This is a genomic window from Falsiroseomonas sp. (assembly GCF_041690465.1).
GTDB lineage: Bacteria > Pseudomonadota > Alphaproteobacteria > Acetobacterales > Acetobacteraceae > Falsiroseomonas.
On the sequence record NZ_JAWLHG010000041.1, the window covers coordinates 1 to 12,741 of the forward strand.

Below are 12,741 nucleotides of genomic sequence, written 5' to 3' on the forward strand. Positions count from 1 at the left end.
CGCCAATGGAGAGCTTCTTCGCCACGCTGAAGGGCGAACTGGTGGAGAAAGCCGACTACCAGAGCCGCAGCCAGGCGAGGGTCGACGTGTTCCACTACAATCGACGCCGCTTGCACTCCGCGCTCGGCTATCTCACACCCGAGCAGAAGGCAGCGGCGTTCCATCCAGCGGCATCCGCCGCGTAACCGTGTCCGCGAAAGCGGGGCAAGCCCAGCCCATGCCGGGTTTGTCCTCGATGCTCTTGAGCAGGCGCTGCACGACCGGCGGCCTGTTCAGGGCACGGGTCTCGTGCACCACAGCGACCGCGGGGTCCAATACGTGTCCATCCGCTACACCGAGCGCCTGGCCGAAGCCGGGATCGAGCCTTCGGTCGGCAGCGTCGGCGACAGCTATGACAACGCGCTGGCCGAGAGCGTCATCGGCCTGTTCAAGACCGAGGTCATCCGCCGCCGCGGCCCGTGGCGTGGCCTGGAGGGCGTCGAGTTCGCTACCCTCGAATATGGGTGGACTGGTTCAACACCCGCCGCCTTGGCGGTGCTGGATCGGCTCGTTTTGAACGATGCGCAGTGGGATCGGATGGCGGGTTTGATCCTCGGTCTGCCGGAGGCGCCCGGCTCGACCGGCCGGGACAATCGGATGTTCGTGGAAGGCGTGCTCTGGGTTGTGCGGACCGGCGCGCCCTGGCGCGACCTGCCGGAGATCTTCGGCAACTGGAACAGCGCCTTCCGCCGGTTCAGCCGCTGGGCGGCGAAGGGCGTGTGGCACCGCATCTTTGCCGCCATGTCGGACGACCCGGACTTCGAATACCTGATCCTCGACAGCACGATCGTGCGGGCCCATCAGCATGCAGCCGGGGGAAAGGGGGCCTGCCGCTCAGGCCATCGGCCGCTCGCGCGGCGGCTTCACCAGCAAAATCCACCTCGCCGTGCGTGGCCTGGGCTGCCCGGTCGGCATCGTGCTGACCGCCGGCCAGGCGGGCGACGCGCCCCGCGCACACGACCACCTCGACCACTTGCCCGCCGAAGGTGGGGTGGTTATCGCCGACACCGCCTTCGACGCCGACCATCTGCGCGAGAAGGTCGCAGCCAGCGGCGCCATCGCCGTCATCCCGAGCAATCCCTCCCGCACCCGGCGCCTGCCGCTCAACAAGGCGCTCTACAAGGAACGCCACCTCGTCGAGTGCTGCTTCAGCAAGCTCAAGCACTTCCGCCGGGTCGCAACGCGCTACGAGAAGACGGCCAGAAATTACCTCGCCGTCGTCACACTCGCCGCCACCATCCTCTGGCTCAGGTGACTGTCCACAGAACCTACTACACCGGCTGCGGCGGCATTGCTCCCGGGGTGCCCTTCGTCTGGATGGTGGGACTGGGATCGACCCTGTTGTTCCGGCGGGCCGCCGCGTTCGGCGTGATGATGATCTTGTCCCAGAGCGCGTGGTACCGGCCCGCGACCGAGTTGTAGGAGGGCATGTCCCCCTCGGCGCGGCCGCCCTCGCCATGGCTGGCAAGGTAGTGGGTGGTGCCCCAATCCGTGCGCGCCGTCACCTGCCCCACCTGCCCCATGAAGGCCGCGAAGGCGAAGGCGAACGACTGTCCCGGCTGCACCGTCCAGGTGTCAAAGTTTCCTTCAACACCATTCCCCTTGTTGCCGCCGCTGTAGCAGGCGTCGAGGCTGACCGTGCCGATGCGGTAACCCCCCGTCCACTGCCAGACCAAGCCGGCCAGCTCCTCGGGTGCGTACCTCCTCGCGTTCAGTGTAGTCCCGTCCGCGAGAATGGTCGAACCGGCGTTGCCATGGGCGACGATGATGAGCCGGTTCGGCAGGCCGTCGACGACGACGGAGAAGAAGGCTTCCAGGTTGACCGGGGCACCGGCGAGGAACAGCGTGACGTCGTCTGCGTCGTCTCCGGCGAGTAGTCGCTTGACGTTTCTTGACGTGGCCGCCCTGTTCAGATCCGCCGCCAGGCAGACGATGGCCGAACGGCCGTATTTCATTTTTTTGGGCGCCGCATACGACATCTCTCGCTCCTGTGGGTGTGTCGGGCAGGCGGGTCGGTCCTCGCGCGACCGGCACGATGCCGGACTTGGGTCAGAGGGAGCCGGGGGGCTCGGCCGCCGGCGCGTCGCAACCTAGGTGGTGCCGTCGCGGGCCTTCAACGACTCTGTGCCGAAGCGGGCGGCGCTGACGGAGACGTGTGGCGCGTGCGGCCGCAGGTCCGCTCCCCCCTTCCCCTCCGCGCATGATGACGTTGCCCGCGCGCGGAGATGCGTTGGATCTGGCAATGGTGATGGTTCGGGAGCGATTTGCGCACGCCTAGACCACTTTGAGGTTGCACGGAATCGCGGGTTCTGATTCGACGCTGCTGGTTGAGCGTCGAGGTAGCGATGACGGCACCCTTGTCGGCGGATCTGCGGCGGCGGCTGGTCCGCGCGGTCGAGGCGGGCAGTTCGGTCCGGGAGGCGGGGCGGCGCTTCGAGGTGAGTGCCTCGGCGGCGATCAAGCTGGTGCGGCGAGTGCGCGAGACCGGCAGTGCTGCGCCGGCCAGGATCGGCGGCTACCGCAAGCCGCTGCTGGCCGACCACGAGGACCTTCTGCGGGAACTGACCAAGGCCAAGCCCGGCATCACACTGGCGGAGCTCCAGGCGGAGTTGACCCGGCGTGGGATCCGGGCTGGCTCGCTGACGACGATCTGGGCAACGCTGCGCCGGCTCGGCTTGCGACGTGAAAAAAGTCGCTGAGGGCGGCGGAGCAAGATCGGCCCGATATCGCCATCGAGCGCCGCCACTGGCGCGTCTGGCAGCGCTACATGGACCCGGCCCGCTTCGTGTTCCTCGACGAGACCGGGGCGAGCACGAACATGGTGCGGCGCTACGGCTGGGGGCCGCGGAGCGGGCGCCTGGTGGATGCCGCGCCGCACGGCCACTGGCGCACCACCACCTTCGTCGCCGGCCTGCGCAGCTCCGGCTTCGTCGCGCCCCTCGTGCTGGACGGGCCGATGACCGGCGAGGCCTTCCGCGCCTATGTCGAGCAGTTCCTCGCCCCGGCCCTCGAGTCCGGCGATATCGTGGTGATGGACAACCTCGCCGCCCACAAGGTTGCCGGCGTCCGTGAGGCGATCGAGGCCGCCGGTGCCAGCGTGATGCCGCTGCCGGCCTACTCGCCGGACCTGAACCCGATCGAGCAGGCCTTCGCCAAGCTGAAGGTCGGGCTGCGCAAGGCAGGTGCGCGATCGCGCGACGCCCTCTGGACCACCGTCGGCCGCCTGCTCGGCGAGTTCAGCTCCAGCGAGTGCCGGAACTACATCGCCAACTCAGGCTAGGCGTTCGACTAACCCGAAAATGCTCTAGCCGGTAGTGGCCGTTCTCCGAAGCCGCCGGACTGGCGGGCCTGCAACCGCAGTCGGCGCTGCTTCCGCTACAGCGCAGGCAGCTTGATACGCAAGCTTGAACCGGTCGCTCTTGGGGTGTTGCTGCGTCAGATACGTCAGGTGCTCCAAGGCCTCGGCGGCGCGCCCCACCCGGCATAGGAACTGTGCAAGATGCCACCGAACCAGCACGTTGTGCGGCGCCAGCGCAAACGCCGCCCGTAGCTCCGGCTCCCGCTGCCGCATCGGCAGTTTCTGCGCGCGAGTGATGTGGAATCTCGCGCTGCGCTCGGTCCCTGAGATCATCGCGGCCAGATCATCCGCGGTCGGCTCGGCGGCCAGGATTGCCCGCGTGATGGTCGCGAGGCACCCGGCCTCGGCGAGCACCGCCGCAACCACATGGCCACCGCACTCCACCGGGACCAGAGCAACAGCCCGGCCGCGCTCGGCGATCATGCGCGCGTGCTTCGCATCCTGGGTCAACGGATCGAAGAAGATGTAATGACGGGCGTTCTGCGCCACGTCGAGGTCGTCGGGGCGGAACGCTATGCTTTCCGCTGCCTTGTGCCATCGGTGCTCAAACGGCACCGCGGCGCGTTGAATGGAGAACTGCGGGCCAAAGCTGATGGTCTTGGCGACGCCAATTCGGTCGCCGTAGGTCGTCGCCGCATACCCGCCCATGCTGCTGCCGGTAGCCGTCGCGCCGGGCGCCGTCACGGCCGCCACAGCCGCCAAGCAGTCGTCGAGGTCGGGGTACTGATACCAGTGCCAGCCGGCGGGGATAATGTGGACGGCGTTCAGTCCGTATTTCGTGGCGAAGCCGGCACCGAAGGGCGGGCGACGCGCGTTCCGCGCCGCCAGCGGCTCGAAGGTTACGAGATCGGCCAGCGGGCGATCCGGCGCGCCTCGCGTCCAGACCGCGCGGAGGTAGTCGGAATGGTAGATTGCCGAAGGCTCCATAGAACCATGTAAGCGAACCGGCTGGCGCTCGCTAGGGCGGTCCTGAGTGCATGCGCGACCCTCCACTAGGATGATCGGCAGGGTGAATGTCGGCAGGGCGGTGGACGCTGCCGGGTGATCTAAGCCGAATTGCCCGAGGCGATGCCAAGTGCGAGGCACTGAAAATTCGCCTCAGAGGGTCCGCCCGGGGTCCGCAGCCCAAATCCGCTTGTGGGCAACTTCGGCCAAGTGATGGTGGGCGCACTAGGGCTCGAACCTAGGACCCGCTGATTAAGAGTCAGCTGCTCTACCAACTGAGCTATGCGCCCGCCGAGATGCGGGAATTAGTGGCTTGCGCCGGCTTTGTCCAGCCCACCCGCGCAAGGCTGCCGCGAGGCCGCCGCAGGGCTTGGCCGGCGTGTCATCGTTCCGCCTCGGCGGAACCGAGATCGGCATGCCGGTGCACATGCGCCGACATCAGCAGGCCGAAGCCGAGCATCGCGGTCAGCATCGCGGAGCCGCCATGGCTGATCAGCGGCAGCGGCACGCCGCCCACAGGGATCGTTCCGGTCACCATGGCGATGTTCACGAAGACGTAGAGGAAATAGTTCGTCGCCAGGCCAACCGCCAGCAGCCGGCCGAACTGGCTGCGGCTGCGCAGCGCCACCAGGAAGCCGAAGCCGATCACCGCCGCCAGCAGCCCGAGCACCGAAAGCGCGCCGACCAGCCCGAACTCCTCGGCCAGCATGGTGAAGATGAAGTCGGTCTGCTTCTCCGGCAGGAAGTTCAGATGACCCTGCGTGCCCTGGAGGAAGCCCTTGCCCCAGAGACCGCCCGAGCCGAGCGCGATCTTCGACTGGATGATGTTGTAGCCGGCGCCGAGCGGGTCGCTCTCCGGATCAAGGAAGGTCGTGATGCGCGCACGCTGGTAGTCGTGCAACTGGTCGTAGGCGATCGGGGCGATCAGCGCGATCGCACCCAGCACCAGCGCGAACTTCCACAGCCGCACGCCGGCGGCGAAGAACACCGCGCCGCCGACCATCAGGGTGATCAGCGCGTTTCCGAGGTTCGGCTGCTTGAAGATCAGCGCCGCCGGGATCGCCACGGCGATCAGCGGCGGCACGAGGAACAGCGGGTTGCCCATCCGCTCCCAGCTCGCCCCGTGGAACCAGGAAGCCAGCGCAACCACCAGCAGGATCTTCATCAGCTCCGAGGGCTGCAGCTGCAACGGGCCGAGATCGATCCAGCGCTGCGCGCCCTTCCCTACCTCTCCATGCAGGGCCACCAGCACCAACAGCCCGATGCCGGCCGCATAGCCGAGCCAGGCCAGGCGCTGCACCAGGCGGATGTCCACCAGCGCGATGCAGAGCATCATCACCAGGCCGAAGCCGAAGCGGATGGCATGGCGCGACGCATAGGGCTCCGCCGCGCCGCCGCCGGCCGAATAGAGCGCGACGTAACCAACCGCCGCCAGCGCGCAGAGCAGCAGCACGTAGATCCAGGGGATGCGCCAGAACTTCTCCAGCACCCCGGTGCCACGCTCGCGCAGCAGCAGCCGCCGCTCGAAGATCATGTCTTCACGCCTTTGGACGCCGGGTGCGCGTCTCGCCGCAGGCGTGCTGAAGCACGACGCGCTTGGCTTCCGCCGCTGCAGCGCGGCGGCCATTCGGCCGTTCGGCCCGTCAGGCGGGCCGCTGTCGGATCACGACCGGAGCGCAATGGCGTCATCCCCGCGTCGCCTCCGCCACGCGCGGCGCCGGGCGCAGCCGCTGGAAGGCCTCGACCAGCACGTCGCGCGCCAGCGGCGCCGCGGCGGCGGAGCCGCTGGTGCCGTGCTCCACCACCACCGAGACGGCGAACACCGGGTTGTCGTGCGGGGCATAGGCGACGAACAGCGCATGCGGCCGCCATTCGCGCGGCATCTGCTCCACCCGGAAGCCGCGCTCCCGCTGCTCGCGGGAGACGCGGCGCACCTGGGTGGTGCCGGTCTTGCCGGCCATCTGCACACCGAGATCGGCCGGCAGCTTCGCCGCCAGCGCGGTGCCGCCCGGCTCATTCACCACCGCCCACATCGAGTCCCGCATCAGCCGCAGATGCGCCTCCGGAATACCGAGGCTCGGCCAGTCCTCGGCGCGGGTCCCGCGCACCGGACGATCGCCGATGCTGCGCGTCAGGTGCGGCTGCACGGCGCGGCCGGTGGCCAGCCGCGCGGCCATCGTCGCCAGGGAGAGCGGCGTCAGCTGGTAGAAGCCCTGGCCGATGCCGTGCACCACCGTGTCGCCCGGCGACCAGGAGCCGCCCTGCGCGCGGCGCCATTCGCGCGTCGGCACCAGCCCGTCGCGCGCGCCCGGCAGCTCGATCTCGAGCGGCACGCCGAGCCCGAAGCGGCGTGCCATCGCGGCGATCCGGTCGATGCCGAGCCGCTTCGCCATCTCGTAGTAGTAGATGTCGCAGGAGACCTTCAGCGACTGGCGAAGGTCCACATGGCCGTGGCCGCCGCGGCGCCAGCAATGGAAGCGCGCATTGCCGAGGTCCATGTGCCCGGGGCAGAACACCCGCTCGCCGGGGGTGGCGACGCGGGCCTCCAGCGCGGCGAGGCCGACCATCATCTTGAATGTCGAGCCCGGCGCGTACAGCCCGTTGGTCGGCTTGTTGATCAGCGGCGTCGCGCGGTTGCGCGTCCATTCCCGCCACTGCGCGGCGGAGACGCCGGAATTGAAGATGTTGGGATCGAAGGAGGGCTGGCTGGCCATCGCCAGCACCTCGCCGTTGCGGGCATCCATCAGCACGACGGAGGTGCCTTCCTCGATCTTCCCGCGGATCGCCTTCTGCAGCTCGGCATCCACGCTGATCTGCACGTCGTCGCCCTGCACGCCCTCGCGCCGGTCGAGTTCGCGGATCACCCGGCCGACCGCGTTCACCTCCAGCTGCACCGTGCCGGCACGGCCACGCAGCGCGCGGTCGTGGTGGCGCTCCACGCCGGAGCGGCCGACCCGGATGCCCGGCAGTTCCAGCAGCGGGTCGCCATCCATGTCGCGCTCCGAAGGGGGCGCGACATAGCCGACGACATGCGCCAGGTGCTCGCCTTCGGGATAGACGCGGGTGGTGCCGACATCGACGCTGATGCCGGGCAGGTCCGGCGCGTTCAGCTCGATCCGCGCCATCTCCTCCCAGGTCAGGAATTCCCGCACCACCACCGGCACGAAGCGGCGGCGGCGGCGCACCTCGCGCTCGATGCGGGCGCGTTCGGCATCGGTCAACGGGACGATGTGGGCGAAGGTCTGCAGCGTGGCCGCGACATCGGTGGTCTGCTCGGCCACCAGCAGGGCGCGCCAGTGCTGCTGGTTGCCGGCGACCACCCGCCCCGCGGCGTCCAGCACGCGGCCGCGCGGCGGCGCGAGCAGCCGTGCCGAGAGGCGGTTCTCCTCGGCCAGCGTCGCGTAGCGCTCGCCCTCCACCACCTGCAGCCGGTGCAGCCGGTGCGCGAGCACGGCGAGCAGGCCGAGCTGCCCGGCGCCGAGCAGCAGCGCCCGGCGCGCGAAGATGCCGCGTACCCGCTCCGCCTCCTTCTGGCGGCGGCTCAAGGCCCCTCCTCCGCGCGCAGCATCAGCGCGTGCATGCGGCCGAGCACGAAGGCGAGGGGTGGCCAGAGCCCGGCCGTCAGCGCCGCCTGGTGCAGCGCCGGCGCGGCCGGTGGCAGCGAGACGGACAGCAGCGCGGTCAGCAGCCAGCCGAGCGCCGCGGCGCCGGCGGCGAAGCCGCAGAAGACCAGCCAGGCGAAGAGGAAGCCCTGCCGCGCCAGGATGCGCCGCACGGCGACGGCGACCGCATGCGCCAGCAGCAGCGTCAGCACGCCGCTGCCGAGCGGCGCGAAGGTCAGCAGGTCGAGCAGCAGCCCCAGCCCGAAAGCGGCCGCCGGCGACATCGCACCGGGCCGCACCACCGACCAGAACACCACCTGCGGCAAGGCCACCGCCGGCACCAGCGCCGGCACGCCGGTCGGGCCGGCCGCCAGCACCATCGCCACGGCGGTGTAGAAGGCCGGCACGGCGGCCCGCGCCATGGCCTCGGACCGGCGCAGCAGGCCGCGCGGAGGCTCGGGCCGGCCGACCATGGCGCTGCTCACCGGCGCCCGCGCGGCTCCGGCCGCGCGACCGCCTCCGGCGGCAGCAGCGCGCCGAGGCCGAAATCGAACAGCCGCACCAGGTCCAGCCGATCCAGCCGGGCGAACAGCTCCACCTCGGCGCCGCCGGTCGGCGTCCTGCGGACCACGCCAACCGGCAGCCCGGCGGGGAAGGCAATGCCCTGCGCGCTGGTCACCAGCCGCTCGCCTTCGGCGGGGCGGGTGTCCTCGGTCCAGAACTGCAGCCGCGGACGGCCGCCGTTGGTGCCCACCATCATGGCGCGGGAGCGGCTGCCCTCCAGCGTCACCGGCACCCGGCTGTTGATGTCGGTGGCCAGCAGGATGCGGGCCGAGCGGTTGCCGACCTCGGCCACCCGGCCGACGAAGCCGCGCTCATCCAGCGCGATCTGGCCGCGGCTGACCTCGACCCCGGGCGGCAGCGCCACCAGCACCGCGCGGGCATAGACGCCGCCGCCATCGGCCACCACCCGCGCCGTCTGGAAGGCCGGCGCGCGCTCGGGGATGAAGGCGAGCTGGCCGCGCAGCTGCACATTCTCCGCCTCGAGCGCCAGCGCGGCGGCCTGCCAGCGGCGGAGTCGCTCGTTCTCCTCGCGCAGCCGGGCATTCTCCTCCCGCAGGGCGAGCAGGCCGGGCAGTTCCGCCACGGCATCGCGCACCGCGCGGGCCGGCTGGGCGAAGGCGGCGTAGAAGGGGGTGAGCACATCGGCCAGCACGGTGCGCGCCCGCTCCGCCAGCAGCGCATCGGCCTTGCCGAGCAGCATCGTCCCGAAGGCCGCGGCGACCAGCACGGGCAGCGACAGGCGCGAGAGCGTCTGGCGCAGCGGGATGCTCAGACGGATCAACCGGCCGGTCCCCCAGGGTGAGAAAGCAGGACGAGAAGGCAGTCAGCCCGGGCGACTCAACCGCCCGTTGCGAATCAATACATCGAAGTGAGCACGTGGCGAAGCCGCTTCAGCTCCTCGAGCGCACGGCCGGTGCCGAGCGCCACGCAGGACAGCGCATCCTCGGCCACCACCACCGGCAGGCCGGTCGCCGTGCGCAGCACCGCATCCAGCCGGTTCAGCAGCGCCCCGCCGCCGGTCAGCACGATGCCCTTGTCCACGATGTCGGCGGCAAGCTCGGGCGGCGTGTTCTCCAGCGCGACCTTCACCGCCTCGACGATGGCGCTGACCGGGTCGTACAGGCTTTCGGCGATCTGGCGCTGGCTGACCACCACCTCGCGTGGCACGCCGTTCATGAGGTCGCGGCCCTTGACCTCGGTCATCGGCCCCTCGTCGCCCTCGCCCGGCGGGGCGGCGGCGCCGATCTGCATCTTGATCCGCTCCGCGGTGCTCTCGCCGATCAGCAGGTTATGGTTGCGGCGGATGTAGGAGATGATCGCCTCGTCCATCTTGTCACCGCCGACCCGGACGCTGCGGGCATAGACGATGCCGCCGAGCGAGATCACCGCAACCTCGGTGGTGCCACCGCCGATGTCCACGATCATCGAGCCGGAGGGCTCGGTCACCGGCAGGCCGGCGCCGATCGCGGCGGCCATCGGCTCCTCGATCAGCAGCACCTTGCGCGCGCCGGCGCTCTCGGCGCTCTCCTGGATCGCACGGCGTTCCACCGCCGTGCTGCCGGACGGGACGCACACCACCACCATGGGCGAGGCAAAGCTGCGGCGGTTGTTCACCTTGCGGATGAAGTGCTTGATCATCTCCTCCGCCGCCTCGAAATCGGCGATGACGCCGTCGCGCAGCGGGCGGATGGCAGCGATCGAGCCGGGCGTGCGGCCGAGCATCAGCTTGGCCTCCTCCCCCACCGCCAGCACCTGCTTCTTGCCTCGTACGTCGGAGATGGCGACCACCGAGGGCTCGTTCAGCACGATGCCGCGCCCCTTCACGTAGACGAGGGTGTTCGCCGTGCCGAGATCGATGGCCAGGTCGGCCGAGAAGAAGCCGAACAGCCGGGAGAACATGCAGGGGACCTTCCGATCGGGGGCAGCGAACCGAATTCTTCCGCCCACCCGCGACCGTACGCCAGCCCGGCGCGGCGACCGGGGCCCGCCGGCGCCTGCTGCTCACGGTTTCGCGGGGGCGCGAGCGCGGTGCTTAGCCTTCCCCCGCCCCGCGCTCAAGCCCAAACCGCTGCGGCCGAACCCTCGGCTTCGGAGGGCGTTACGCGGGCGTCACCGGACGAAGAGAGGAGACGGGAACATGCGCAGACTTCCCCTGGCGATCGGGCTCGCCGCCATGCTGGCCGCCTGCGGCCAGACCACGGGCGACCGGGCGGTTTCGGGCGGGCTGCTCGGCGCCGGCACCGGCGCCGCGATCGGCTCGCTGACCGGCAGCGCGGGCACCGGTGCGCTGCTCGGCGGCGCCGCGGGTGCGGCCGGCGGCGCGCTGACCAACCCCGGCACGGTGGATCTCGGTCGCCCGGTCTGGCGCTGAAGCTCACCCGCGCCTCAGCATCCGGCGCAGCGCCCCGCTGCCGGCCGCCACCAGCGGCCCGGCCCGGCGGGGCGGCTTGTGCGCCATCCGCCGCCGCACCTCGAGCCTGGCGCCATCCGGCGCGCGCAGCAGGTGCAGCGTGCGGTCATGATAGACGTCGAGGCCAGGCCGGTGGCCGATCGAGACCAATGCGCTGTCGGCCAGTTCCTCACGGAACAGCCGCATCATCTGGTCCTGGTTGTCGTCGTCCAGCGCGGCGGTCGCCTCGTCCAGGAACACCCAGCGCGGCCGGTGCAGCAGCAGCCGCGCGAAGGCTAGGCGCTGCTGCTCGCCGAGCGACATAACCCGGTCCCAGCGATCCTCCTCGTCGAGGCGGGACATGAAATGCGGCAGCGCGCAGCGTTCCAGCGCAGCCTGGATCGCCGCATCGGCGAAGCGCTTCGGGCCGGCAGGGTAGGCGATGGCGGCGCGCAGCGTGCCGAGTGGGATGTAGGGGCGCTGCGGCATGAAGAACATGCGCTCCCGCGGCGGCGTGCGGAGCTCGCCGGATCCCCAGGGCCAAAGGCCCGCGATGGCGCGGAACAGCGTGGACTTGCCGGTCCCGCTCTCGCCGACGATCAGCACCTTCTCGCCGGCGCGGATGGTCGCGGTGGCGTCCTGGATCACCACGTTGCCGTCAGCATGCCCGACCTGGAGGTCGCGGAAGGTCAGCACCTCCTCGCCATTCTCGTCGGGTCCGACCTTCAGCGTGATCGCCTCGTCCGCCTCCAGCCCCTCGGCGGCTTCGAAGCTGTCCTCCAGCACGGCGACGCGCTCGATATGGCTGCGCCAGTCGGCGAGCAGCGGATACTTGTCCACGAACCAGTTCAGGCTGCGGGTCACTTCCAGGAAGGCCTGGGTGATCTGCATCAGAACGCCGAGCGTGATCGCGCCGGCGAAGTAGCGGGGGCTGGCCACGATGATCGGCACCACGCCGGCGGCCATACCATAGGCGGAGGTGAGATACATCAACGCCCGCTCGCGCGAATAGAGTTCGTGCATCACCGCGACCACGCGGCCGAAGGCGGCGCGCAGGCCACGATCCTCGTCCGGCTCGCCGCGGATCAGCGCGATGCCCTCGCTGTTCTCGCGGATCCGGATCAGCGCGAAGCGGTGGTCGCCCTCCGCCTGGTTGCGGCGCATGTTGATCTCGACCAGCGGCCCGCCGAGCAGGAAGGTCAGCACGCTGCCGAGGGTGGCGTAGAGCAGCGCCGCCCAGACCATGTAGCCGGGAATGGTGAACTCGGTCGCCGCCATGGCGACATGCAGGGGGCCGGAGAGCGTCCAGAGCACGCCGAGGAAGGTGGCCAGCGTCAGGATGGAGCCGAGCAGCCCGACCAGCAGGTCCACCGCCATCGCCGTCGCCCAGCGGGTGTTCTCGGTGATGCGCTGGTCCGGGTTGTCCGCCGCGTCGGGCATGAAGTTGAGCTGGTAGTGCACGCCACTCTTCAGCCAGCGCCCCTGCAGGCTCTGCACCAGCGCGCGGCGCCAATCGAGCGAGAGCATCTGCTTCGCCCAGAGCTGCGCCACCGCGCTGACCATGGCGGCGAACAGCAGCAGCAGCAGCGTCCAGAGCTGGCCGTAGAACTCGGCGCGGTCGCGCGCCTCCAGCGCGTTGAAGAAGTCACGATTCCAGATGTTGAACCGCAGTTGCACCAGGATCTGCAGCAGCGTGAGGCCAACCACCGCCACCGTGTAGCCCCAGGCGCGCAGGCGGTCGCCCGGCGAGCCGTAGTAGATGCGGATGATGCGCCAGAACTGGCCGAAGAAGCCGCGCCGGCGGGCGTCGGCGGCTCCCGCGGTTCCGGCATGGTCCATGGTTC

12 protein-coding genes, 1 tRNA gene and 1 pseudogene are annotated in these 12,741 nt (G+C 70.2%); 5 read left to right on the forward strand and 9 right to left on the reverse strand.

All coding sequences use genetic code 11. The annotated features are described in order from the left end of the window. The 3 genes and pseudogenes from ACESM1_RS25010 to ACESM1_RS25020 form a co-directional block, all read left to right on the forward strand. A partial coding sequence (locus ACESM1_RS25010) for an integrase core domain-containing protein (protein WP_372623951.1) occupies positions 1-185 on the forward strand: 185 nt, incomplete at its 5' end. Between the two features lie 28 nt (positions 186-213). Further along, positions 214-530: pseudogene (locus tag ACESM1_RS25015) on the forward strand (integrase core domain-containing protein); the annotation flags it as partial. Then, positions 529-1,294 (forward strand): IS5 family transposase gene (locus ACESM1_RS25020; protein ID WP_372623952.1). Its coding sequence is split into 2 segments (ribosomal slippage): positions 529-863 and positions 862-1,294, totalling 768 coding nucleotides; the frame shifts between segments, so codons are not numbered across the junction. The pseudogene ACESM1_RS25015 and the gene ACESM1_RS25020, both read left to right, overlap by 2 nt. Positions 1,295-1,310: 16 nt before the next feature. Here the strand turns inward: ACESM1_RS25020 and ACESM1_RS25025 are convergent. Continuing rightward, on the reverse strand, positions 1,311-2,018 hold the full coding sequence (locus ACESM1_RS25025) for a hypothetical protein (protein ID WP_372623953.1): 708 nt from the start codon (positions 2,016-2,018) through the stop codon (positions 1,311-1,313). Between the two features lie 366 nt (positions 2,019-2,384). Here ACESM1_RS25025 and ACESM1_RS25030 point away from each other — a divergent pair. Next, positions 2,385-3,319 (forward strand): IS630 family transposase gene (locus tag ACESM1_RS25030; RefSeq protein ID WP_372623954.1). Its coding sequence is split into 2 segments (ribosomal slippage): positions 2,385-2,723 and positions 2,726-3,319, totalling 933 coding nucleotides; the frame shifts between segments, so codons are not numbered across the junction. Positions 3,320-3,343: 24 nt separating this feature from the next. On the opposite strand, the gene ACESM1_RS25035 is transcribed toward ACESM1_RS25030, so the two are convergent. The 7 genes from ACESM1_RS25035 to ACESM1_RS25065 all read right to left on the reverse strand — a co-directional run bounded on the left by ACESM1_RS25035 (position 3,344) and on the right by ACESM1_RS25065 (position 10,407). Beyond that, the gene (locus ACESM1_RS25035; protein WP_372623955.1) at positions 3,344-4,324 is read right to left on the reverse strand and encodes a hypothetical protein; all 981 of its coding nucleotides are present in this window, start codon (positions 4,322-4,324) and stop codon (positions 3,344-3,346) included. Between the two features lie 232 nt (positions 4,325-4,556). Then, positions 4,557-4,632: transfer RNA gene (locus tag ACESM1_RS25040), tRNA-Lys, on the reverse strand. Positions 4,633-4,724: 92 nt separating this feature from the next. Further along, a complete protein-coding gene (gene rodA / locus ACESM1_RS25045; RefSeq protein WP_372623956.1) occupies positions 4,725-5,876 on the reverse strand; it encodes a rod shape-determining protein RodA in 1,152 nt (383 codons plus the stop codon). A gap of 151 nt (positions 5,877-6,027) precedes the next feature. Further along, positions 6,028-7,887, reverse strand: a complete 1,860-nt coding sequence (gene mrdA / locus ACESM1_RS25050) for a penicillin-binding protein 2 (protein ID WP_372623957.1) — start codon at positions 7,885-7,887, stop codon at positions 6,028-6,030. After that, on the reverse strand, positions 7,884-8,417 hold the full coding sequence (mreD, locus tag ACESM1_RS25055; RefSeq protein WP_372623958.1) for a rod shape-determining protein MreD: 534 nt from the start codon (positions 8,415-8,417) through the stop codon (positions 7,884-7,886). The genes mrdA and mreD overlap by 4 nt, the downstream gene beginning before the upstream one ends. A gap of 8 nt (positions 8,418-8,425) precedes the next feature. Continuing rightward, positions 8,426-9,289: a rod shape-determining protein MreC gene (gene mreC / locus ACESM1_RS25060; protein ID WP_372623959.1), complete on the reverse strand. Its 864-nt coding sequence runs from the start codon at positions 9,287-9,289 to the stop codon at positions 8,426-8,428. 74 nt (positions 9,290-9,363) lie between these two features. Beyond that, a complete protein-coding gene (locus ACESM1_RS25065; RefSeq protein WP_372623960.1) occupies positions 9,364-10,407 on the reverse strand; it encodes a rod shape-determining protein in 1,044 nt (347 codons plus the stop codon). 238 nt (positions 10,408-10,645) lie between these two features. On the opposite strand from ACESM1_RS25065, the gene ACESM1_RS25070 reads away from it, so the two are divergent. Beyond that, entirely contained in the window at positions 10,646-10,879 is a 234-nt protein-coding gene (locus ACESM1_RS25070; protein WP_372623961.1) for a YMGG-like glycine zipper-containing protein, read from the forward strand. Positions 10,880-10,882: 3 nt separating this feature from the next. On the opposite strand, the gene ACESM1_RS25075 is transcribed toward ACESM1_RS25070, so the two are convergent. Beyond that, the gene (locus ACESM1_RS25075; protein ID WP_372623962.1) at positions 10,883-12,736 is read right to left on the reverse strand and encodes an ABC transporter ATP-binding protein/permease; all 1,854 of its coding nucleotides are present in this window, start codon (positions 12,734-12,736) and stop codon (positions 10,883-10,885) included. Between the last annotated feature and the right edge of the window lie 5 nt (positions 12,737-12,741).

What these genes read in the sequence shown, in the direction of transcription:
- ACESM1_RS25025 (WP_372623953.1), bottom strand. Translation starts at nt 2,018, where the DNA reads ATGTCGTATGCGGCGCCCAAAAAAATGAAATACGGCCGTTCGGCCATC.
- ACESM1_RS25035 (WP_372623955.1), bottom strand. Translation starts at nt 4,324, where the DNA reads ATGGAGCCTTCGGCAATCTACCATTCCGACTACCTCCGCGCGGTCTGG.
- rodA (WP_372623956.1), bottom strand. Translation starts at nt 5,876, where the DNA reads ATGATCTTCGAGCGGCGGCTGCTGCTGCGCGAGCGTGGCACCGGGGTG.
- mreD (WP_372623958.1), bottom strand. Translation starts at nt 8,417, where the DNA reads ATGGTCGGCCGGCCCGAGCCTCCGCGCGGCCTGCTGCGCCGGTCCGAG.
- ACESM1_RS25065 (WP_372623960.1), bottom strand. Translation starts at nt 10,407, where the DNA reads ATGTTCTCCCGGCTGTTCGGCTTCTTCTCGGCCGACCTGGCCATCGAT.
- ACESM1_RS25070 (WP_372623961.1), top strand. Translation starts at nt 10,646, where the DNA reads ATGCGCAGACTTCCCCTGGCGATCGGGCTCGCCGCCATGCTGGCCGCC.
- ACESM1_RS25075 (WP_372623962.1), bottom strand. Translation starts at nt 12,736, where the DNA reads ATGGACCATGCCGGAACCGCGGGAGCCGCCGACGCCCGCCGGCGCGGC.